Below are 19,839 nucleotides of genomic sequence, written 5' to 3'. Positions count from 1 at the left end.
CCAAAACCCAAATCATTTCACCGTCTCATTCATGGGGATTTTTACCCCAAATTTACTCCCCACACCCACTTCACTATGCACGCCAAGCACGCCGCCATGGCGTGCCAATGCGTGCTTGGCGATGGCAAGACCAAGACCACTGCCACCTGTTTTGCGACTTCTGCCCTTATCCACCCGATAAAACCGCTCGGTCAAATGTGCCAAATGCTCGCCACTGATGCCCCCACCATTATCTTGGACAAAAAACTCAATTTCATCATCTGCCGACAGATGTACACGAACCTCTGTGCCATTTTCGGTGTGGCGAATGGCATTAAAAATCAAATTACTGAACGCACTGTACAGCTCTTTATACACCCCAAGCATATAAATATCAGGCGTGATGTCGGCATGAATATGATGGCTGTCTGATAGATGACGAGCGTCTTTGACGATACTGTCTATCAGCTCGGATAAGTTAATATTTTCTTGGTGTTTGGTGCGTGGGTCGTCATTTTCTAGGTGGGACAGGGTCAATAAATCTTCAATCAGCCCAAGCATTCGCCTGCTTTCACTACTCATCATACCGATAAATTCAAGCTGTAATTCACGGGGAAGTTCATTATCCTGCAAGGTCTCTAAAAAGCCCTGTATGACCGTCAAAGGCGTGCGAAGTTCATGGCTGACATTGGCGATAAAGGCATTTTTGGTGATGATGAGCTGTTCGGACGCACTGACATCATGAGCGATAAGCATACGGGCGTTAGCTTCTATGGGTATGAGCGTACACAGCAGTGTTTTTTGATTTAATGACAGCTTTTGCTCTACACCACTCTCTTCCTTAGCACTCAAAAACTGGATAAAATCTTTGTCATTCACTTGTTTTATCAGTGGTAGTTTATTGTTTTTTAAGGATAAATAATCTTCTGCCAAGCCATTTTTCCATGCGATACCGCCTTTTTCGTCCACAATCAACACCGCACTTGGAATGGCGGTCATCATGCGATTGAGTCGATTGATGGTGCGATGTAGGCGGTCGTCTCGTTTTTGACGACTTCTTTCTTTTTTGAACAATTCGTCATATAAGCGTTGCCAACCCAAAAGCTTGCCCACATCACTCGCTTGCAAGGCATTATCGGAGTTTTGTAGCCACAGTGTGAGTCGTTTGAGATGATAAAATTGACTTACCGCCACCAAAAATAGTACCGCCACGCACAACGACAATACACCAACAAGCACCATCATCATACCGCACCAAAGCCATAGCCCACACCACGCACCGTCTGCACATAGTCTGATACACCCACAACTTCAAGTTCACGTCTTAGCCTGCGAATGTGTACGTCCACCGTTCGCTCCTCGATGAACACATGATCGCCCCACACTAGGTCAAGTAGCTCACCACGACTATAAATTCGCCCCGTGTGCGTCATAAAAAAATGCAAAAGCTTAAATTCTGTTGGGGCAAAATTGATCAATACACCGTCCACGCTCACCGTGTATTCGGCAGGGTTTAGGGTAATTTTACCCACCTGCACGACATGGTCGCTTTTGTGTGGTGTCCTGCGTCTTAGTAGTGCTTTGATGCGTGCGATGAGTTCTCTTGGAGAAAACGGCTTGGTAATATAATCGTCCGCCCCAAGATTTAACCCCATCTCTTTGTCCATCTCTTCGCCACGAGCGGTGAGCATGATGATTGGCAAATCTGCCGTGCGATTATTTGCCCTAAGCACCTTGACAAAATCCACACCACTCATGGTAGGAAGCATCCAATCTAACAAGACCAAATCAGGCAATTTATCATCAATCACCCTGCGAGCATCTTCACTGCTGTCCACACAGATGACATCAAACCCCGCTTGGGTCAGTCCAAATTCTATTAGGCGTAAGATGTTTGATTCATCTTCTACCACAAGTATGGTCGGCATGATTATCTCCTTTTTCATCTCTTGGTATTTGGTGCATTAGGTGAAAATTCACCTCCAAACTTTAAGATTTGGTATTGATTAGACGAGCATATTGTAAAAGATTTTGCTACCAATCCTAAGCCACCACCATCAAAGGAGGTGAAATTTAGGCTACTAAGTTTGCCACAATTTACCACAAACATTACCACAAACAATTTTTTAACATCTTTGCAAAACAACACCAAAGTAACGCTAAGTAATACCAAAGCAATACTCAAAATTATTCAATCAAGCATCATTTGTTCACACAACGCCAAACAAACATCACATTTATCATCACAATAATGTATCATAATTTTTAATTTTTTGACAAAATTTTAGAGTATACCTACCCTTTGTAACACTTTTTGCAAAATAAAAATTATTTGGTAATATTTTAGCCAAATTTGCCTGTGATATAATCATAAGTCGCTTTAAGTGTTGGTTCGCTAAATATCTTCTTGGTGTCGCCCATTTCAATCAGCTCGCCCAAATACATATAAGCGGTCTTATCGGAGATACGCTGGGCTTGTTGCATATTGTGTGTAACAATGGCAATGGTGTAATCTTGCTTTAACTCACCAATCAACTCTTCAATAAAGCCTGTAGAAATAGGGTCAAGGGCGGACGTTGGCTCGTCTAAGAGTAGCACATCAGGACGGCAAGCGGTGGCTCGTGCGATACACAGACGCTGTTGTTGTCCGCCTGATAGTGAGTTGCCTGATTGCTTTAATTTGTCTTTGACTTCATTCCACAGAGCGGACTTTTTTAACGCCCATGCCACTCGCTCATCAAGCTCGGATTTGGACAGATTTTCGTACAGTTTGACCCCAAATGCCACGTTGTCGTAGATGGACATCGGAAATGGCGTGGGCTTTTGAAAAACCATACCCACCTTGCTACGCAAAAGATTGACATCGGTGTGTTTATCCAAAATATTTTGTCCGTCTAGCAAAATCTCGCCTTCGGTGCGTGAGCTGTCGTATAGGTCATACATACGGTTAAAGCTACGAAGGAGCGTGGATTTACCACAGCCAGATGGTCCAATGAATGCCGTAACTTGCCCTGTGGGAATGGTGAGACTCACGTTTTTTAGGGCGTGGAAATTGCCGTAGTAGAAGTTAAAATTTTTAACGGTAATTTTATCAGCAGGTTTGCTAATTTCAGAATTGGGAAAGTTCATTTTTTTATCCTTTTGAATTTAAAAGTAAAATTAGTGCGATTTACTATTTAACACCCTTGCAATCACATTGGTGGTCAGTACGGCAAGGGTGATGAGCAACGCCCCACTCCACGCCAGAGCCTGCCAATTGTCATACGGACTCATGGCAAATTGATAAATGACGTTTGGCAAGTTTGCCATCGGAGCGGTCATGTCGGTGCTAAAAAATTGGTTGTTCAAGGCGGTAAACAGGAGCGGTGCGGTCTCGCCCGAGATACGAGCCAGCGACAGCAAAACACCTGTCATCACGCCTGCTTGGGCGGATTTTAAAGTTACCAGACCCACCATTTTATATTTGGGCGTACCAAGGGCAAAGCTGGCTTCACGCAAGGTATCTGGCACAAGATTAAGCATATTTTCGGTGGTGCGAACGACCACAGGAATGACAAGTAGCGACAACGCCAGCGAGCCTGCCACGCCTGAAAATCTGCCCATCGGCACAACCACAAGGGCATAAATAAACAGACCAATCACGATGGACGGGGCGGACAGTAGCACATCATTCATAAAGCGAGTGGCAGACGCTAGGCGAGATTTTTTGCCAAATTCGGCTAAGTAAATCCCGCACATGATTCCCACAGGCGTACCGATAAACAGACCGCCTGCCGTTATCATAAGACTGCCGACAATGGCGTTTTTTAGACCGCCCATACTCATGGGAGCAGGCGTGTTTTGGCTAAATACTTGGGCGGATAAGCCTGATAAGCCTTCGCCAAAGAGCGTGATTAAAATCCAGCCAAGCCAAAGCAGTCCAAATCCCATCGCCCCATAAGCAAAGACGAGCAGGGATTGATTGATAAAACGGCGTTTGGCGTAGGTTTTTTGACATAATTGCTTGACGGCTGGCAAACTTGGTAAGTTTACGTTTGATAGATTTGGACAAGATTGGCTGATATCGTATTGCATTTTAATTTCCATTTTAAAATTGAGAGTTGGATAGGTTTTTCGTTCGCCCTGAGCTATGCCTGCGGGTAGGAAAACCACCGAAAACCATTATGGTTCGACAGGCTCACCACGAACGGTTTTCTTGCCTACATCATAATTTCACAAATTATCTGCCTTCATGTTTTTGCATTTTTAACAGCATAATTTTGGAGATACACAAGACAATAAACGTGATGACAAACAAAATTAAGCCCAAAAACAACAGCGACGAGATGTGCATGGGGTCTATCGCTTCGGCAAATTCATTGGCAAGGGCGGACGTGATGGACACCCCAGAGCCGAATAGGTCAGCCGACAGATTAAAGGTATTACCGATGATAAAGGTTACCGCCATCGTCTCGCCTAAGGCACGCCCCAAACCTAAAATCACACCACCGACCACGCCTGATTTGGTATAAGGCAAGACCACATGGCGAATGACTTCCCAGCGTGTCGCCCCCAATCCATAGGCGGATTCTTTGAGCATATTTGGGGTAATCTCAAACACATCTCGCATGACAGACGCAATAAAGGGAATAATCATAATCGCAAGGATAAGCCCCGCCGCCAAAATCCCAATCCCCATCGGCACGCCTGCAAAAAATTTGTCAAGCACAGGGATTTGCCCGATGGTCTTGGCAAGAGCAGGCTGAACGTAAGTGGCAAAAATCGGTGCAAACACAAACAGCCCCCACATACCATAGATGATAGACGGAATGCCTGCCAGTAGCTCCACAGCGATGCCAAGGGGCTTTTTTAAAAATTTAGGGCAAAGCTCGGTCAAAAAGATGGCAATGCCGAAACTGACTGGCGTGGCGATAGCAAGGGCAATGACAGACGTAACAAGCGTGCCATAAATCGGTGCTAATACCCCATATTCGCCTGCGACCACATCCCAGTTTGAGCTTGTCAAAAAATCTAGCCCAAACGTGCGTATGGCAGGCATTGCCCCATAAATGAGCGACAGCAAAATCCCACCCAAAATACACAGCACAAATAGGGCAAAAAATTTGGTTGTGCCGACAAATAAGCTATCAAGCCTTTGTTCGCGCTTTAACTTGTGTGTTAGTGATTGTTTGGCGAGTAACGTATCCATTTGGGACATTCTCCATTCGCTTTTGATTTGGTAAATGTAATGTGTAGGGACGAAAAATTTTCCGCCCATTTGGTTGAGCAGATGATTATCTGCCCCTACTCCATACATTTGATTGTATTTTTAACAAAAAAGGAAAACCGCTTGCACGGCTCTCCCTATAAATTACTTGGCAGTATAAACCGCCTTACCGTCCGTACCAACAACATTCGCCCACTGCCCACGCACCAAGTCTTTGACGCTCGCAGGTAGTGGCACATAGTCCAGCTGTCTTGCCATGTCATCGCCCTGTTTAAAGGCATAATCAAAGAACGTCAAGGCTGATTTGGCGTTGTCGGCATTGGCAGGCGTTTTGTGCATTAGGATAAAGGTGGCGGCAGCCAGTGGCCATGCGTTTTGGCTGGGCTGGTTGGTTAGGATAAGGTTAAAGCCTTTGGCTGATGACCAGTCCACGTCCGCTGCGGCAGCAAAAGTCTCTTGGGACGGCTGAACGAATTGCCCTGCTTGGTTTTTGAGCGACACATGAGCCATATTATTTTGCTTGGCATAAGCGTATTCTACATAGCCGATGGAGTTATTCACACGCCCCACATAGGTCGCCACGCCTTCATTGCCCTTGCCTGCCGTGCCTGTCTGACTGGTTGGCCATTTGACGGTTTTGTCCGCACCGACTGTCTCTTTCCACTTGGCAGACACTTGGGATAGATAATTGGTAAAGATGAAGCTCGTGCCAGAGCCGTCCGAGCGAAATACGGTTACGATGTTTTCGTCAGGTAAGGGGGCGTCAGGGTTTAGCTCTTTGATTTTTGGGTCGCTCCATTTGGTAATCTCACCCAGATAAATCTGTGCTAAAATCTCGCCTGTGAGCTTTAACTGCCCTGCCGACACGCCTTGGATATTGACAATCGGCACAACGCCACCGATGACGGCTGGGAATTGGATTAGACCTTCTTTATCCAACTCTTCGGCGGACAATGGGCTGTCAGTCGCCCCAAAATCTACCGTCTTGGCGATGATTTGCTTAACCCCGCCTGACGAGCCGATGGACTGATAGTTGATTTGTCCGCCACTTTCGGCAAATTCGCTTGCCCACTTAGCATAAATCGGTTGTGGGAAAGATGCCCCTGCACCTGTGGCACTTAGGGCGATTTGTTCGTTTGAACCTGCTTGGGCGGCAGCTTGTGGGGTGGTCTTTTCTGCCGTTTCTGCGGGTGCAGATTTATCTTGACAGCCCACCAATGCAACCAGTGATAAACACAGTGCCGAGATGACGAATTTATTTGCTTTCATGATTTTACCTTGTAAAATGACCCAAAATCGGGCGTTTGGAATGACCGCTAACTTATTGGTGCTAAGTTTAACAAGCAAAAATGACAGTTGTATGACAATCAGCGTGATTTGAACAACCAAGATAAAAATTTGTTTTATACAAGATTTGGCGTCATGACAAAATCACCCAAAAAGCCAAAGCCATGGTTTGACCAACTGACAATCAGGGCGTTTTATTTTGCTTAAATCAGGACATATCACACTTTGACAAACTACAAATATTTTTAAAAAATTTAGGCGTTTTTGCATGAAAGAACGTGTAATTTTTCTTATTGTGCTTTTTATTTGCTGATTTTATTTGCCAATTTTTTTCCTAAAATAGGTCAAAATTTAGTATAATATCAAGCTTTCTCATCATTTAATTTATAAAATCGCCATGACCATTTTATCCACGCTTCACACCCCCATCAAAACCGCCATGATACAAGCAGGGGCGGACGAGACCACCGACCCTGTCATCAAGCAATCAGGCAAGCCCCAATTTGGCGATTATCAAGCCAATGGCGTGATGGGCGTTGCCAAAAAAAATTGGGCGTAAACCCACGAGAATTTGCCCGAAAAGTGCTAGATAACTTATCCCAAAGTGGCGAGCTAGACGGCATTGCCGAGCGTTTTGAGATTGCAGGACCGGGTTTTATCAACATTTTTCTTGATAAAGATTTTTTGGCAAAAGAAGTAGAAAACGCACGCACCGACCCCCATCTAGGCATTCACTCCGACCACACCGAAACGGTGGTGGTGGACTATTCATCGCCCAATGTCGCCAAAGAAATGCACGTTGGACATTTGCGTTCCACCATCATTGGCGACAGCTCGGTGCGTGTCATGGAGTTTTTGGGCGATACCGTCATTCGTGCCAATCATGTGGGCGATTGGGGGACGCAGTTTGGTATGCTCATCGCCTATCTTGAAAAAATGCAAAATGAAAATGCGTCTGATTTAGAATTGTCCGACTTAGAAGCGTTTTATCGTGCTGCTAAAGAGACCTATGATAATGATGAAGAGTTTGCCAAAAAAGCCCGTAGCTATGTCGTCCGCTTACAAAGTGGCGATGAGTATTGCGTAAATATGTGGCAAAAACTTGTCGCCATCACGATGCAGCAGAACCAAGCCAGCTACGACCGCTTGGGTGTAAGTCTGTCCGACAAAGACATCATGGGCGAAAGCCTATACAATCCCATGCTACCTGACATCGTAGAGAGCCTAAAAGAGCAAGGGATTGCCGTAGAAAATGATGGGGCACAAGTGGTGTACTTGGACGAATTTAAAAATAAAGAGGGCGACCCCTTAGGCATCATCATTCAGAAAAAAGACGGTGGCTATTTGTACACCACCACCGACATTGCCGCCGCCAAATACCGCCACGAGACCCTGCACGCTGACCGTGCCATCGTCTATTCAGACACTCGCCAAAGCCAGCACATGGCACAGGCGTGGGCAATCGCCAAAAAAGCAGGCTTTGTGCCTGATGACTTTAAACTTGAACATCACAACTTTGGCATGATGCTGGGCAAAGATGGCAAACCCTTCAAAACTCGTGCAGGTGGCACCATCAAACTTGCCGACCTAACCGCCAAAACCTTAAAACAAGGCTTGGGGCTACTAGGCATTGGCACGGTGGAGAAAATGTAGTTATTTATAGCAAAGGTTAAAGCAAGGGCAAAAAATTTTACCTTTATTTACCTGTGAATTTATCTAGGAAATCATGCCAAATCTTGCAAATCATAACGTCAGCTATCTGCAGTTAGAAGAAAAAATCGGACGACCATTAGTGGTTGTACTACCTATTGTTTTTATTGCCTTGGCGGCTTTTGATAAAATGACTTGGGAAAATGCCATTTCTTTTTGCTTATTTAGCACCATTGCTGGTTATTTTAAGTTTCGGCATTTTCATAAAATCACAAAATCCCTTGTGCATGAAGTTTGGGATAATGGCACGCACCTACTCATCAAAAAACATAAAGACGAATTACGCTTAGACTACGATGATATTAGCCATGTCAACTATCAATTTTATTTTCATCTAAAATCCAAATACGCCATAGAAATTTATTTAAAACAAGACAGTAAATTTGGCAATCCTATTTGCTTTATCAGTTGGGCGGACAGCTGTAATTATGGTAGAGAGTTTCATATTTTACCAACCAAAACACCAGAAATGCTCGCTTGGGTTGAAAAAATCAACCAAAAAGCCCAACAAACCAAGACAACAAAGAAAATCCAAGCACATGATAAATATTAACGATATTAACATCACCACCCTGCCCCACTCGTCATTTGGCGACAGCCCAAAGCTGGCGGATGAATTGGTAGAGCTTGTGATACAAGGTAAAAAGACGGCAACTTGTGGCTCTTTGGTGGAACATTTACAAGACCCAGCACCGCCCACAGGTAGCCTGCAAGTCATCACAGACGGACAAGACCGCCCACGCTGTGTTATCCAAAGCACCCATCAATTCATCATTCGCTTTTGTGATGTTGATGAAAATTTAGCCAAATTAGAAGGCGAAGGCGATTTGTCACTTGCCTATTGGCAACAGGCTCATCGTGAATTTTTTGGGCGATTGGGTGTTTTTGATGATAAAATGTGGTTACTTTTTGAGAAGTTTACCGTAATTAAAATTTTGGAAAATTCATGATAAATGCCAACAAAACCCAAGAGTTAACCAAAGTGCGTGCCGACAAATGGCTGTGGGCGGCACGCTTTTTTCGCACCCGCACGCTCGCCAAAGAAGCGATAGAAGGTGGCAAGGTTCACATGAACGGTCAAAAAATCAAAACCAGTAAAGAACTCTTAGTTGGCGACACACTCACCATACGTCAAGGACACGCAAACGTCCAAGAACAAAAAACCATCATCATCAAAGCCTTATCGGATAGTCGTGGCAACGCCACCATCGCCCAAACGCTCTATGAAGAAACTGACGAGAGCATCGCCACACGAGAATTTTTTGCTAAGCAGCGTAAATTACAAAACCTTGCCCGTCCTACCACCAAACCGAACAAAAAAGAACGCCGAGATATTCAAAAGTTTCAAAATCAATTTTAGATGGCATAATCACAAGAATGCCATCATTTATCTATGGTGTGGCATGGTATGGCAAGGCAAATCAGCAGTGTCCCATACACATGCTTAACCAACACCGATGGTAAAATCTTTATACATACTTACTTTAATAATCCAAACCAACAAATTAGGATAACCAAATGATTACTCCAAAATCCATACTATTTGTCTGCCTTGGTAACATCTGCCGAAGTCCGTCCGCTGAAGGCGTCATGCGTGCTAAGTGTAAACAAGCAGGTCTAGACATCACGATAGATTCAGCAGGCACAGCAGACTATCACATTGGCGAACAGCCAGATTCTAGGGCTATCGCTGTGGGTAAGCAGCTTGGCTACCAACTTGAAAATTTGCAAGCAAGACAAGTTAAACCAGATGATTTTCATCAATTTGATATAATTTTTGCGATGGATGATAGCAATCTTGCTAATTTACAAAAACTGCAAGCAGCCGTAGTGCAGCCCACTGCTAAGTTGTTATCTTTTGATCCAAGCGGTCAAATTGCCGACCCCTATTATGGCGATAAAAATGATTTTGTAAAAATGTTTGACCATATCATAAAAGTCACCGATAATTGGCTAAAACTTTGGCAATCTTACTCATGAAACTGCACCACGATTACGACTTGTCGCATGCTAACACCATGGCACTTACTTGCACAGCACACACCGCCATTGAGCTTTTTGATACAGCAGACATCACGCCTGCCATCACATATGCAAAGCTTAACAGCTTGCCTTTACTTGTGCTATCAGGCGGTAGTAATGTGATTTTGCCAAACAAACTAAAAGCGTGCGTATTACTACCAAGATTTAACGGCATTCACACGATATCCAAAAGTGACACGCACGTTCTTATCAGTGCTAAAGCAGGTGAAAATTGGCATGAATTTGTACAGACATGCTTAGATAATGGTTGGTACGGACTAGAAAACTTAGCCTTAATTCCTGGACTTGTTGGGGCGTGTCCTGTACAAAATATCGGTGCTTATGGCGTCCAAGTGTCCGATTTTATTGAAAAAGTAATCGCATATGACTTGACGACTGGCACTCAGTGTGAGTTTAAAAATGCCAAATGCCAATTTACTTATCGCCACAGTTTATTTAAGGATAATCCAAATCGCTACTTAATCAGTGAAGTTATTTTTAAGCTACATACGTCCAGCGACCATGTGCAATCTAACTATGGGGATTTAGCGGCGTTATCACTAAAGCTTGCCCATCAAGACAATCGCAAAACCATACACCCAAAAGACGTATTTAACGCTGTTATCGCCATTCGCCAAAGCAAGCTGCCCGACCCGAAAGTTTTAGCAAATTGTGGTAGCTTTTTCCAAAACCCCATCATCAGCATGGCGCAATTTACCAGCCTAAAAACACAGCACGCTAGCTTGCCAAGCTATCTTATTGATGATAATAACGTAAAAATCCCTGCAGGTTGGCTTATTGATATGGCAGGACTTAAAGGCGGTGGCATATTTCCTATCCTTACGCATAGACTCCAAGCCTTAGTGTTGACCAACCACACACCGCACATCGCTACTGCCAATGATATTCAAAAATCCCAAGACTTTATCATCGATACCGTGCATGATAAATTTGGCGTGCAGCTTGTGCGTGAGCCTGTCTGGATTGATGAGCAAGGATATCATGCTTAAGTGGTTTTTTAGATTGCTAAAGCTAGCTTTTGGCATGATAATAATCGCCTTTTCGGTGTTTACGCCTTTGTTTTCACATGTGGTGGCATTTGGACTGTCTGCATTCTCAAGCCTAAGCCTAGAAAAACCCAGCACTGAGCCATCGATAATTGTCGTGCTTGGCGGCGGTCTGTCAAAATACACAGTATATGATAACGATCATCATCGCACCATCATTGAGCTAAATCACTTTAGCCAAAGCCGAGCAGACAGCACACTTAACTTATACAATAACACGCCAACAAAGCCGATTATCATCACCAGTGGTGTAGAGTCGCCTTGGCTTGTGGACTATCTACAAAGCCAAAGCCGCTCCTTTGTTCATATCATCAGCGATAATGCTAGCATGAATACCTGTGAAAATGCCATCTTTACCAACGAACTACTCACCCACCACCATTTACCAAAAATTATATATTTAGTAACCGATCGCTATCATATGGCACGAGCAAGACGTCAGTTTGCCAAGGTCGGTGTACAGACCTTAGCTTATAACGCACCACTATCTAAGCCGATCACATGGCTTGACCCTAAGGCTAATCTTATTCACTCTAGACGGGCTATTTATGAAGTGGTGGCATTAATCCGTGATATCACAAAACCCCAAGACAACTGTCGCCGTGCTGATGAAATCACAATACAACAAATCAACACGCCAAGGCGAGTGCTTAAGACTTTCTAATAATGCCATCAATAACAGGCCAGACCAAATAAAACAAATAAAAAAAACAGCGAATCAATCGCTGCTTTTTTATAAAACTACAAATTTATACAATTACAAAGATTTAAGCGTCTGCTTGCTTAGACTCTTCGTTTTGTAACTCAGCTTGAGCTTGTAGGAATGCTTGGTCGAAGTTTACAGGAGCAAGTAGCAGCTGTGGGAAACTACCGCGGTTTACGATGTCGCTGATTACTTCACGAGCATAAGGGAATAGCACATTTGGGCAGTAGGCTTGTAGTAAGTGTGGCAAGTCCGCTTCTGGAATATTACGCAATAAGAAAATGCCTGCTTGTTGAACTTCTGCGATAAAAGCTGTACTACCGCTGTTTTTGGCAGTAACACTAACTGACAACACGATTTCTTTATGATCCTCATCAAGCTCATTGCTTGTGGTGGTGACGCTTACATCAAGCTGTGGTTGCCATTCTTTTGTGAAAACTTCCGCACTTGGCACCTCAAAAGAGATGTCTTTTACATAAATACGCTCAAGACCAAGTTGTGGGCTTTGTTGTTCTGCCATGATTATTCTCCTAAGTTAAATATAAATATTATTAAGCGTTTAGTAGGCGGTCTAACTCGCCCTTGCTATCAAGTTTACGCATATCATCAAAACCGCCGATAAACTGCTCACCAATAAAAATCTGTGGTACAGTACGGTAATTGTTGGTTTTTTTGGCGACTTCTGCACGCTCTTGTTCGGTTAGGTCAAACACGCTGTGAGCGGTATAATTTACGCCTTTTGCATCAAGTAGCTGTTTTGCTGCGATGCAGTATGGGCAAGTTTCTTTGATATATAATGTAACAGGTTGCATGTCTTTCTCCGATGTGTATTGGTACATTTATAAGGGCAATTTTGTTAATTTCAAGTCACTTAAAAATTGCCAATCACCATACTCATTTGCTTATTTTTTGGTTTTTGTTATGCCAACTAATGGTAAACCCGCTGCTTGATAGCCATTGATACCGCCTTCAAGTCGCATGGCATTAGGCGTTCCTATCATTGCCACTGCAGCACCTGCCTGCACACCCATATCACAGACGATAATCAGCGGCTCTTTGATAGCACGAAGTTCTTCTAGATGGTCTTTAATGGCAGTAAATGCAATGTTACGACTGCCAGAGATATGCCCTGTGGCAAACTTATTTGCAGGGCGGATGTCTATGATTTTTGCTTGATGATTATTCACCAATAGACCCAGCTCATTTGGTGGTACTTTCTTACCGCTACGTTTACTTTCAACCATAAAAAACGCAATAATCAGTACAAACAAAATCCCAAAGAGTACAGGGTGATTCCCCATAAATGTCAGCCAACGCTCCAAAGCTATCTCCAAAACTTAAAATAATCTATCATTATAACAAAATAACCAAATTTGTCATCAGCATGGGTGTTATTTTGTTGAAAGTTTCACGCTTGTGCCAATTTTCACTTCTTTAGTCATCTCAATTAAGCTTTCAATTCGCCGTGGCAACACTTGACCTGCTTTAGCTGCTTGCCAAAATGCACAGCCTTTTGCGTTCTCATGGTGATTACAGTCTCTAAATTGACACTCGCCATTTAACGCCATCAGCTCATCAAAGCCTGCCAGCACATCATCTGCTGACAAATGCCAGACGCCATATTCACGGATACCCGGCGTATCAATAATACCGCCCTTATTAAGATTAGTGCTGTCATAAGCAAGCAATCGGCTTGTGGTCGTGGTATGCTGACCTAAGCCTGAGCCTTCAGAAATGACGTTCGTGGACTGCTTGGCGTATGGTAAAAGCTGATTAATTAAGCTAGATTTACCCACGCCTGATTGTCCTGCAAATATGGCAATTTTACCATCAATCCTTGTCTTTAGTTCGGTAAGATTACGCCCATCTATGCTTGATGTTTGAATAATGTCAAAATCGTATTTTTTTGCAAGCTGCTCATATTCATCATAAATGACTTGGCATTCTGGTGCTTCTGCCAATAAATCTGCCTTATTTAGCACAAGTAACGGCTCTACACCAAATGTGCGCGCTACTAATAAATAGCGGTCTATCAGATTCACAGCAGGCTTAGGTAGTGGTGCAAAAACAATCACCAATACATCAGCGTTCGCTGCCACAGGCTTGACTTTATGGTAGCGATCTGGGCGTGTGATGAGCGTATGTCTTGGCTCAAGCATCTCAATCCGCCCTGTCCCTGCCGTCGTATCAAAGCTAATCTTCACCACATCACCTGCTGCTAACATAGGTAAATTGGTGCGTGCATGACATCGCCACACATCGCCAATACAAATCGATGTCGGCTTATCAGCATTCTCATCAGTGTTCTTAAAAATCTTTATGTTAGTTTTAGGGAATGCAGGCATTTGCTCTGGCAGCTTAGTAATCTGCACGGCAAGCTGCTTGCCAAAGTGAGACACCACAACGCCTGTAGCCAAGCTACTTTCGTCTATCGGTGCATCTTGATTCTTTTGGATTTGGCGGGCTTGATTTTTGGTGAGTTTACGACGGCGAATTAAAGACATATGGTAGATTTATTAGATGAAAGCCGTATTGTAGCCTACTTTTATAGAATTCACAAACGACCAAGCACAAAAAACCGCCCATAAATAGACGGTTCTTGATTACGGCAGCACCAAATAGTGCCGTCATAAATAATGGCGGAAGCTGAGAGATTCGAACTCTCGGTGGGCTACAAACCCACGCCGGTTTTCAAGACCGGTGCATTCAGCCGCTCTGCCAAGCTTCCTAAAAAGGGAATTACGATAAGATATGTGGCGGAAGCTGAGAGATTCGAACTCTCGGTGGGCTACAAACCCACGCCGGTTTTCAAGACCGGTGCATTCAGCCGCTCTGCCAAGCTTCCGTAGGCAGGTATTATAGAGCATTTTTGGTAAAATGCAAGCAATTTATAAAAAAAATTTCGGTTGCAGCAGGTAGATGTCGTGATAGTCTCTTGTCATTTTTCATGCTAGAATATCAGATTTAACCAAATCGCACGCCACATCATGCCAAAACCCATCATCAGCCAAGCCCCCACACTTGCCCAAAAATGCACCATTGCCATGGTTGGGTTTTTTGCATTTTTACAAGTATATTCTGTTCAAGCAATCTTACCCATCTTAATGACACAGCTACACGCAAGCGAAGTGGCTATTGGGCTTGCAGTTGGAGCGACGGTTTTTGCCGTGGCATTAATGTCGCCTTTTATGGGTATGCTTTCAGACGCCTTTGGGCGTAAAAGATTCATCGTCTCATCGCTGTTTTTACTTGCTGTACCGACCGCCTTACTTGGATTTAGCCAAAATGCAGAACAACTGACATTTTGGCGGTTTTTACAAGGGCTGTTCGTTCCTGGCATTACTGTCGTACTCATCGCTTATATCTCAGAAGAATATGCCAAGCACCTACCCCAAATGATGAGCTTATACGTTTCTGGCACAGTGCTAGGCGGTTTTAGCGGGCGGTTTTTGGCGGGGCATTTGCACGAGATAATCGGCTGGCGAGCAGGCTTTTTGGCCATGGCATTGCTTACTTTTATTGGGGCGATTTGGGCATTAAAGCTGTTGCCAAATTCGCAGCATTTTATTCGCAGTCATAATGTAACTTCTGCCTTTAGCATCTTATTATCTCACACCAAAAACCGCCACGTCATGAGTGCTTGTCTTTTGGGTGGCTGTGTGCTGTTTTCGCTTGTCGGTTGTTTTACTTTCATTAACTTACATCTAGCAGATGCTCCTTATCAGCTAAGTGCGTCTGGTCTTGCAAATATTTTTTCGTTATATCTTATCGGCATGGTGATTACGCCACTGACAAGCAAGATTACTGTAAGATTTGGCATGAAATGTGCCATCATCATAGCAGTGTTATTCTCAATGGCAGGCATGGCATTAACGCTTGCCACGCCACTTTATATTATTATTTTAGGTCTTGTGGTTATGTCCACAGGCGTGTTCATCACACAATCAGCCACGATAAGCTACATCGGCAGTCATGTCAGCGAAGGACGAAGTTTAGCTAGTGGGCTATATTACATGGGCTACTATGGTGGTGGTAGCATTGGTGCTTGGGCGTGTGCCATTGCGTATGCCAAAGGCAGCTGGCTTGGAACGGTGTTATTAATTTTAGCAGCCCAAGCGACTGCTTTAATGGTCGCACTTGGCTTACTAAAAAGCCACTAACCGATATAGTGATGTCGCTTCATGCTTGATTTTCATGAGATTATGAAAATTATTCATTAGCATTTTAAGCGTTTTTAATTTATAATTCTCCCCCAAATATCTAGGTGCGTTTAACATTATAACGCCTCCTAAATCTTTCGTGCGTGTTTGACATCATGTCATTTTGTAAAGCCTAAAAAAGCCACCAAAATTCACGCATTTTTCTTTTGAATTTGGTTATACCATAAATATTATTCACTTTTTGCAAGTACACTATTTTTGTCGTTAGCTTGCATTGCCACTATTAACAAGCGATTTACTCATGAATTATCAATTATTTACCTCAGAATCCGTCTCAGAAGGTCACCCTGACAAGATGGCAGATCAGATTTCTGATGCTTTGCTTGATGCTATTTTAACTAAAGATAAGGACGCTCGTGTAGCGTGCGAAACCCTTGTAAAAACAGGGGCTGTGGTACTAGCAGGTGAGATTAGCACTCACGCTAACATTGATGTAGAACGTATCGTGCGTGATACTGTCAATAAAATCGGCTACAACCACAGCGATTTAGGCTTTGATGGCGGTAGCTGTGCCATCATCAACATGATTGGCAAGCAGTCGCCAGAAATCGCCCAAGGCGTAGACAGACAACGTCCAGAAGATCAAGGGGCAGGTGACCAAGGTCTCATGTTTGGCTATGCTACGAACGAAACCGATGTGCTTATGCCAGCACCCATTCAGCTGTCGCACCGTCTTATGGAACGTCAAGCCGAACTTCGCAAAAACGGTACTTTAACTTGGTTACGCCCTGACGCTAAGGCACAAGTTACCTTGCGTTATGATGACAATCATCAGCCCATCGCCATTGACGCACTGGTGCTATCTACTCAGCACGACCCAGACATTAGTCAGACTGACCTAAAAGAAGCGGTTATTGAAGAGATTATCAAAAAGGTGATTCCTAGCGAACTACTGCATAAAGATACGCTTTATCACATCAACCCAACAGGTAAATTTGTCATCGGTGGTCCTGTGGGTGATGCAGGTCTGACAGGTCGTAAGATTATCGTGGATACTTATGGCGGTATGGCTCGTCATGGCGGTGGTGCATTTAGCGGAAAAGACCCAAGCAAAGTAGATAGAAGTGCTGCCTATGCTGGTCGTTATGTCGCTAAAAACATCGTAGCGGCAGGCATTGCAGATCGCTGTGAAGTGCAGATTAGCTACGCCATCGGTGTGGCAGAGCCGACTTCTATCTCGGTTAATACCTTCAATACAGGTAAAATTAGCGATGCTGACATCGTTCGCTTGATTCGCACGCACTTTGATTTGCGTCCTTATGGCATTACTCGCATGCTAAACCTACTACAACCCATGTATGAGATGACCGCAAGTTATGGACATTTTGGGCGTGCAGGCTCGAACAATGCCTTTACTTGGGAAAAAGTGGATAAAGTGGACGCATTAAAAGCAGACGCCAATTGGTAGTGTTATTTGCAAAAGATAAGGGGCATGATGACTGCCCCTTATGCGTTTCATGACTGGAAATAATACATAAATGAATTTTTTAGTTCTGTGACAAATGCCAAATTGCGATACTTTGATTTAAATACTCATATTAAAGACAAAGCACCTTGTATATTTATTCATGATTGGCTGTGCGTCTTCATTTGAATACCCTACGGTCGTTGCATAGCCTAATTTTGATAAAAGGCGGTGTATTTTAACTGAATTTAATAGGGGTGGATTTAGCGATAAACCTTTAAATTTTGGTTATTCTACAACAGATAATGCCAAAGTTGTGATTGAGCTTGTTTGCCACTTATAATTACCGTCATTTTATTTATACGGGCATAGCATGGGTGGCAGTATTGCCATTGAAGTGGCAAACAATTGTAATAACATAGCAGGATTGATCGTTTCTGAATGCAATTTGGATATGGGCGGTGGTGTATTTAGTAAGCACATTGGCAGCCAAGGTGAAGAATAGTTTATTAATCACGGCTATAAGCAGTTATTAAGAGATACCCGCACGCCTTGGGCAGGTTCATTACAAAATTATACCCCTTATGCTTTATTTAAAAATGCTGAGAGTTTAGTAAAAGGCATTGAACCTTCGTGGCGAGAGTTGCTATGCCGATTAGACGCACCAAAAACCTATATTTTTAGCAAAAACAGTCTGCCTGATGATGATTATCATACCTTGATGACTCACGGCGTAAACATTGCCATTATCAAAAATGCTGGGCATTTTATGTCTTGGGAAAATCCTATGGGGTTTGCTGGCATCTTACATGACCTAATGTCTAATGAATAGGGTCATAAAAAGCCCTAAAATTTCAATTTAACGCCACACTTTTTAAAATAACTCTTTATCACTATAAAGATATGATGTTAACCAATATAAGCAAAATTAGCTGGCAAACAATTTTTAAACAACTGTTATTTAAAGATTGATTGTATTTTAATTGCAATTTATCAAAATCGCAGTTTTTATTGCTACAAGTCAATGATTAAATTTATCTTTGTGCTATAATGGGGCTTTTTAGATTAAGCTATACCATGACAACCTTAAACGAACAACTTACCAACAACACCGCCAAACTCCCCGCTGATGCCAACGCCTTTTTTGAGCGAGCAGACAGCGTGATTATGCTTGCCAACTCACAACTATCGCCAAACTCGCACTCAGGTCAAGTGGCAGCCAGTCTCACCTATGCAGCGGCTCGATTTGCGGTATCAGCTGCGAGCATTGGCTTTGTCAAATCAAGTGATTTTGCCAAAGAAAAAGAAGACATCGTTAAATTTTATACCAAGCAATACGAACAAATGCTTCGTGACAACCTAGATGACTACATCAAAAACTTCGATAAATACACCGCTTTAGGCAAATAATCCTACATAAAATAAAACTGGCACTTAATTTGTGCCAGTTTTTATGTTTAGCCATCAAGCAACTTAAAAAAATGCTCACGATAATGTCGCAATTCACGAATGGAATCTCTGATGTCGTCCAACGCCAAATGAGTACCGCCTTTTTGGTAACCACTTGCTACATCAGGTCGCCAGCGATAGCAAAGCTCTTTAACACTTGATACATCTAAATTACGGTAATGAAAAAACCGTTCAAGCTTTGGCATTTGCCTTGCCAAAAAACGACGGTCTTGGCAGATAGAATTACCGCACATTGGTGATGCGCCTGCATCACACCATTTTGACAAAAACTCTATCGTTTCACGTTCTGCCTGCTCAAGCGTAATCGTACTTCTGCGAATGCGATCCACCAGACCTGACTGCCCATGCTGTTTTTTATTCCAGTCATCCATGCTATTTAGCACAGTATCTGGCACTTTAATGGCAAAAACAGGACCTTCTGCCAAGATGTTCAGATTATCATCGGTAACGATGGTGGCAATCTCAATAATCTCATCTGTCATCGTATCTAAGCCTGTCATTTCAAGGTCAATCCAAATGAGTGCTTTTTTGGTGGGTTTTTTGGTGGGTTTTGGGTGTTGAATTTTTAGTTTATCTGTCATAATCACTTACTAAATTGTTATATTGTGGTTTAAAATATAAGACTTATTTTAGCACAATTTATCTTATTTTAAGGCAAGTTACACAAATTAAACATAAAAACCACTCTAACGAGCAGTTATTTATCAATAAAAATTAGTATAGATAACGATTTTTAATATATAATAGCAAATATTTGAACATTTGATAGT

The 19,839-nt window shown here is 43.1% G+C and carries 24 protein-coding genes and 2 tRNA genes; 13 read left to right on the top strand and 13 right to left on the bottom strand.

The genetic code is table 11. The annotated features are described in order from the left end of the window. Nucleotides 1-12 precede the first annotated feature (12 nt). The 6 genes from LU293_RS07780 to pstS form a co-directional block, all read right to left on the bottom strand. Nucleotides 13-1,227 carry an ATP-binding protein gene (locus LU293_RS07780; protein WP_242747072.1) on the bottom strand — a complete coding sequence of 405 codons (1,215 nt, stop codon included), beginning with the start codon at nt 1,225-1,227 and terminating at the stop codon, nt 13-15. Next, entirely contained in the window at nt 1,224-1,907 is a 684-nt protein-coding gene (gene phoB / locus LU293_RS07775) for a phosphate regulon transcriptional regulator PhoB (RefSeq protein WP_446030809.1), read from the bottom strand. Before phoB ends, LU293_RS07780 begins: the two co-directional genes overlap by 4 nt. A gap of 415 nt (nt 1,908-2,322) precedes the next feature. After that, the gene (gene pstB / locus LU293_RS07770; protein WP_242747070.1) at nt 2,323-3,108 is read right to left on the bottom strand and encodes a phosphate ABC transporter ATP-binding protein PstB; all 786 of its coding nucleotides are present in this window, start codon (nt 3,106-3,108) and stop codon (nt 2,323-2,325) included. A 30-nt stretch (nt 3,109-3,138) separates the two neighbouring features. Next, nucleotides 3,139-4,053, bottom strand: coding sequence for a phosphate ABC transporter permease PstA (gene pstA / locus LU293_RS07765; RefSeq protein WP_242747068.1), 915 nt, complete (start codon nt 4,051-4,053; stop codon nt 3,139-3,141). 145 nt (nt 4,054-4,198) lie between these two features. Continuing rightward, nucleotides 4,199-5,167, bottom strand: a complete 969-nt coding sequence (gene pstC, locus LU293_RS07760; protein ID WP_242749729.1) for a phosphate ABC transporter permease subunit PstC — start codon at nt 5,165-5,167, stop codon at nt 4,199-4,201. Nucleotides 5,168-5,329: 162 nt separating this feature from the next. Next, nucleotides 5,330-6,454 carry a phosphate ABC transporter substrate-binding protein PstS gene (pstS, locus tag LU293_RS07755; RefSeq protein WP_242747066.1) on the bottom strand — a complete coding sequence of 375 codons (1,125 nt, stop codon included), beginning with the start codon at nt 6,452-6,454 and terminating at the stop codon, nt 5,330-5,332. Between the two features lie 415 nt (nt 6,455-6,869). On the opposite strand from pstS, the gene LU293_RS07750 reads away from it, so the two are divergent. The 8 genes from LU293_RS07750 to LU293_RS07715 all read left to right on the top strand — a co-directional run bounded on the left by LU293_RS07750 (nt 6,870) and on the right by LU293_RS07715 (nt 11,935). Beyond that, nucleotides 6,870-7,031, top strand: a complete 162-nt coding sequence (locus LU293_RS07750; RefSeq protein ID WP_242747065.1) for a hypothetical protein — start codon at nt 6,870-6,872, stop codon at nt 7,029-7,031. Beyond that, complete coding sequence (gene argS, locus LU293_RS07745) at nt 7,022-8,125, top strand: arginine--tRNA ligase (protein ID WP_242747064.1); 1,104 nt, start codon at nt 7,022-7,024, stop codon at nt 8,123-8,125. The genes LU293_RS07750 and argS overlap by 10 nt, the downstream gene beginning before the upstream one ends. 73 nt (nt 8,126-8,198) lie before the next feature. Beyond that, nucleotides 8,199-8,735: a hypothetical protein gene (locus LU293_RS07740; RefSeq protein WP_242747062.1), complete on the top strand. Its 537-nt coding sequence runs from the start codon at nt 8,199-8,201 to the stop codon at nt 8,733-8,735. Further along, nucleotides 8,722-9,132 (top strand): ASCH domain-containing protein, encoded by a 411-nt coding sequence (locus tag LU293_RS07735; protein WP_242747060.1) that lies wholly within the window; start codon nt 8,722-8,724, stop codon nt 9,130-9,132. Before LU293_RS07740 ends, LU293_RS07735 begins: the two co-directional genes overlap by 14 nt. After that, nucleotides 9,129-9,542, top strand: coding sequence for an Hsp15 family ribosome-associated heat shock protein (locus LU293_RS07730; RefSeq protein WP_242747058.1), 414 nt, complete (start codon nt 9,129-9,131; stop codon nt 9,540-9,542). Before LU293_RS07735 ends, LU293_RS07730 begins: the two co-directional genes overlap by 4 nt. Before the next feature lie 158 nt (nt 9,543-9,700). Beyond that, nucleotides 9,701-10,162, top strand: a complete 462-nt coding sequence (locus tag LU293_RS07725; protein WP_242747055.1) for a low molecular weight protein-tyrosine-phosphatase — start codon at nt 9,701-9,703, stop codon at nt 10,160-10,162. Continuing rightward, a complete protein-coding gene (gene murB, locus LU293_RS07720) occupies nt 10,159-11,214 on the top strand; it encodes a UDP-N-acetylmuramate dehydrogenase (RefSeq protein WP_242747053.1) in 1,056 nt (351 codons plus the stop codon). The genes LU293_RS07725 and murB overlap by 4 nt, the downstream gene beginning before the upstream one ends. 34 nt (nt 11,215-11,248) lie before the next feature. Beyond that, the gene (locus LU293_RS07715) at nt 11,249-11,935 is read left to right on the top strand and encodes a YdcF family protein (RefSeq protein ID WP_242747051.1); all 687 of its coding nucleotides are present in this window, start codon (nt 11,249-11,251) and stop codon (nt 11,933-11,935) included. Between the two features lie 103 nt (nt 11,936-12,038). Here the strand turns inward: LU293_RS07715 and secB are convergent, their stop codons facing one another. From secB to LU293_RS07685, 6 genes are all read right to left on the bottom strand, one after another. After that, entirely contained in the window at nt 12,039-12,494 is a 456-nt protein-coding gene (gene secB, locus LU293_RS07710) for a protein-export chaperone SecB (RefSeq protein ID WP_242747049.1), read from the bottom strand. 31 nt (nt 12,495-12,525) lie between these two features. Continuing rightward, nucleotides 12,526-12,786, bottom strand: a complete 261-nt coding sequence (gene grxC, locus LU293_RS07705; RefSeq protein WP_242747047.1) for a glutaredoxin 3 — start codon at nt 12,784-12,786, stop codon at nt 12,526-12,528. Between the two features lie 90 nt (nt 12,787-12,876). Then, a complete protein-coding gene (locus LU293_RS07700; protein ID WP_242747045.1) occupies nt 12,877-13,296 on the bottom strand; it encodes a rhodanese-like domain-containing protein in 420 nt (139 codons plus the stop codon). A 69-nt stretch (nt 13,297-13,365) separates the two neighbouring features. Next, a complete protein-coding gene (gene rsgA / locus LU293_RS07695) occupies nt 13,366-14,478 on the bottom strand; it encodes a ribosome small subunit-dependent GTPase A (protein WP_242747043.1) in 1,113 nt (370 codons plus the stop codon). Between the two features lie 133 nt (nt 14,479-14,611). Further along, nucleotides 14,612-14,702 (bottom strand) — tRNA-Ser (locus tag LU293_RS07690). 26 nt (nt 14,703-14,728) lie between these two features. Further along, nucleotides 14,729-14,819 (bottom strand) — tRNA-Ser (locus LU293_RS07685). Between the two features lie 142 nt (nt 14,820-14,961). Here LU293_RS07685 and LU293_RS07680 point away from each other — a divergent pair. From LU293_RS07680 to LU293_RS07665, 5 genes are all read left to right on the top strand, one after another. Beyond that, nucleotides 14,962-16,134, top strand: coding sequence for an MFS transporter (locus tag LU293_RS07680; RefSeq protein WP_242747040.1), 1,173 nt, complete (start codon nt 14,962-14,964; stop codon nt 16,132-16,134). A gap of 301 nt (nt 16,135-16,435) precedes the next feature. After that, nucleotides 16,436-17,602: a methionine adenosyltransferase gene (metK, locus tag LU293_RS07675; RefSeq protein WP_242747037.1), complete on the top strand. Its 1,167-nt coding sequence runs from the start codon at nt 16,436-16,438 to the stop codon at nt 17,600-17,602. Nucleotides 17,603-17,972: 370 nt separating this feature from the next. Beyond that, complete coding sequence (locus LU293_RS09860) at nt 17,973-18,104, top strand: hypothetical protein (RefSeq protein ID WP_256462107.1); 132 nt, start codon at nt 17,973-17,975, stop codon at nt 18,102-18,104. 138 nt (nt 18,105-18,242) lie between these two features. Next, entirely contained in the window at nt 18,243-18,431 is a 189-nt protein-coding gene (locus LU293_RS07670) for a hypothetical protein (RefSeq protein ID WP_242747034.1), read from the top strand. 245 nt (nt 18,432-18,676) lie between these two features. Continuing rightward, entirely contained in the window at nt 18,677-19,009 is a 333-nt protein-coding gene (locus LU293_RS07665; protein ID WP_242747031.1) for a DUF3144 domain-containing protein, read from the top strand. 47 nt (nt 19,010-19,056) lie between these two features. Here LU293_RS07665 and orn read toward each other — a convergent pair whose 3' ends face one another. Continuing rightward, nucleotides 19,057-19,650, bottom strand: coding sequence for an oligoribonuclease (orn, locus tag LU293_RS07660; RefSeq protein WP_242747026.1), 594 nt, complete (start codon nt 19,648-19,650; stop codon nt 19,057-19,059). Between the last annotated feature and the right edge of the window lie 189 nt (nt 19,651-19,839).

The organism is Moraxella nasovis (genome assembly GCF_022701215.1).
GTDB lineage: Bacteria > Pseudomonadota > Gammaproteobacteria > Pseudomonadales > Moraxellaceae > Moraxella > Moraxella nasovis.
The sequence above is the reverse complement of the archived record's forward strand: the minus strand, read 5'-3'. Positions and strand labels throughout refer to the sequence as shown.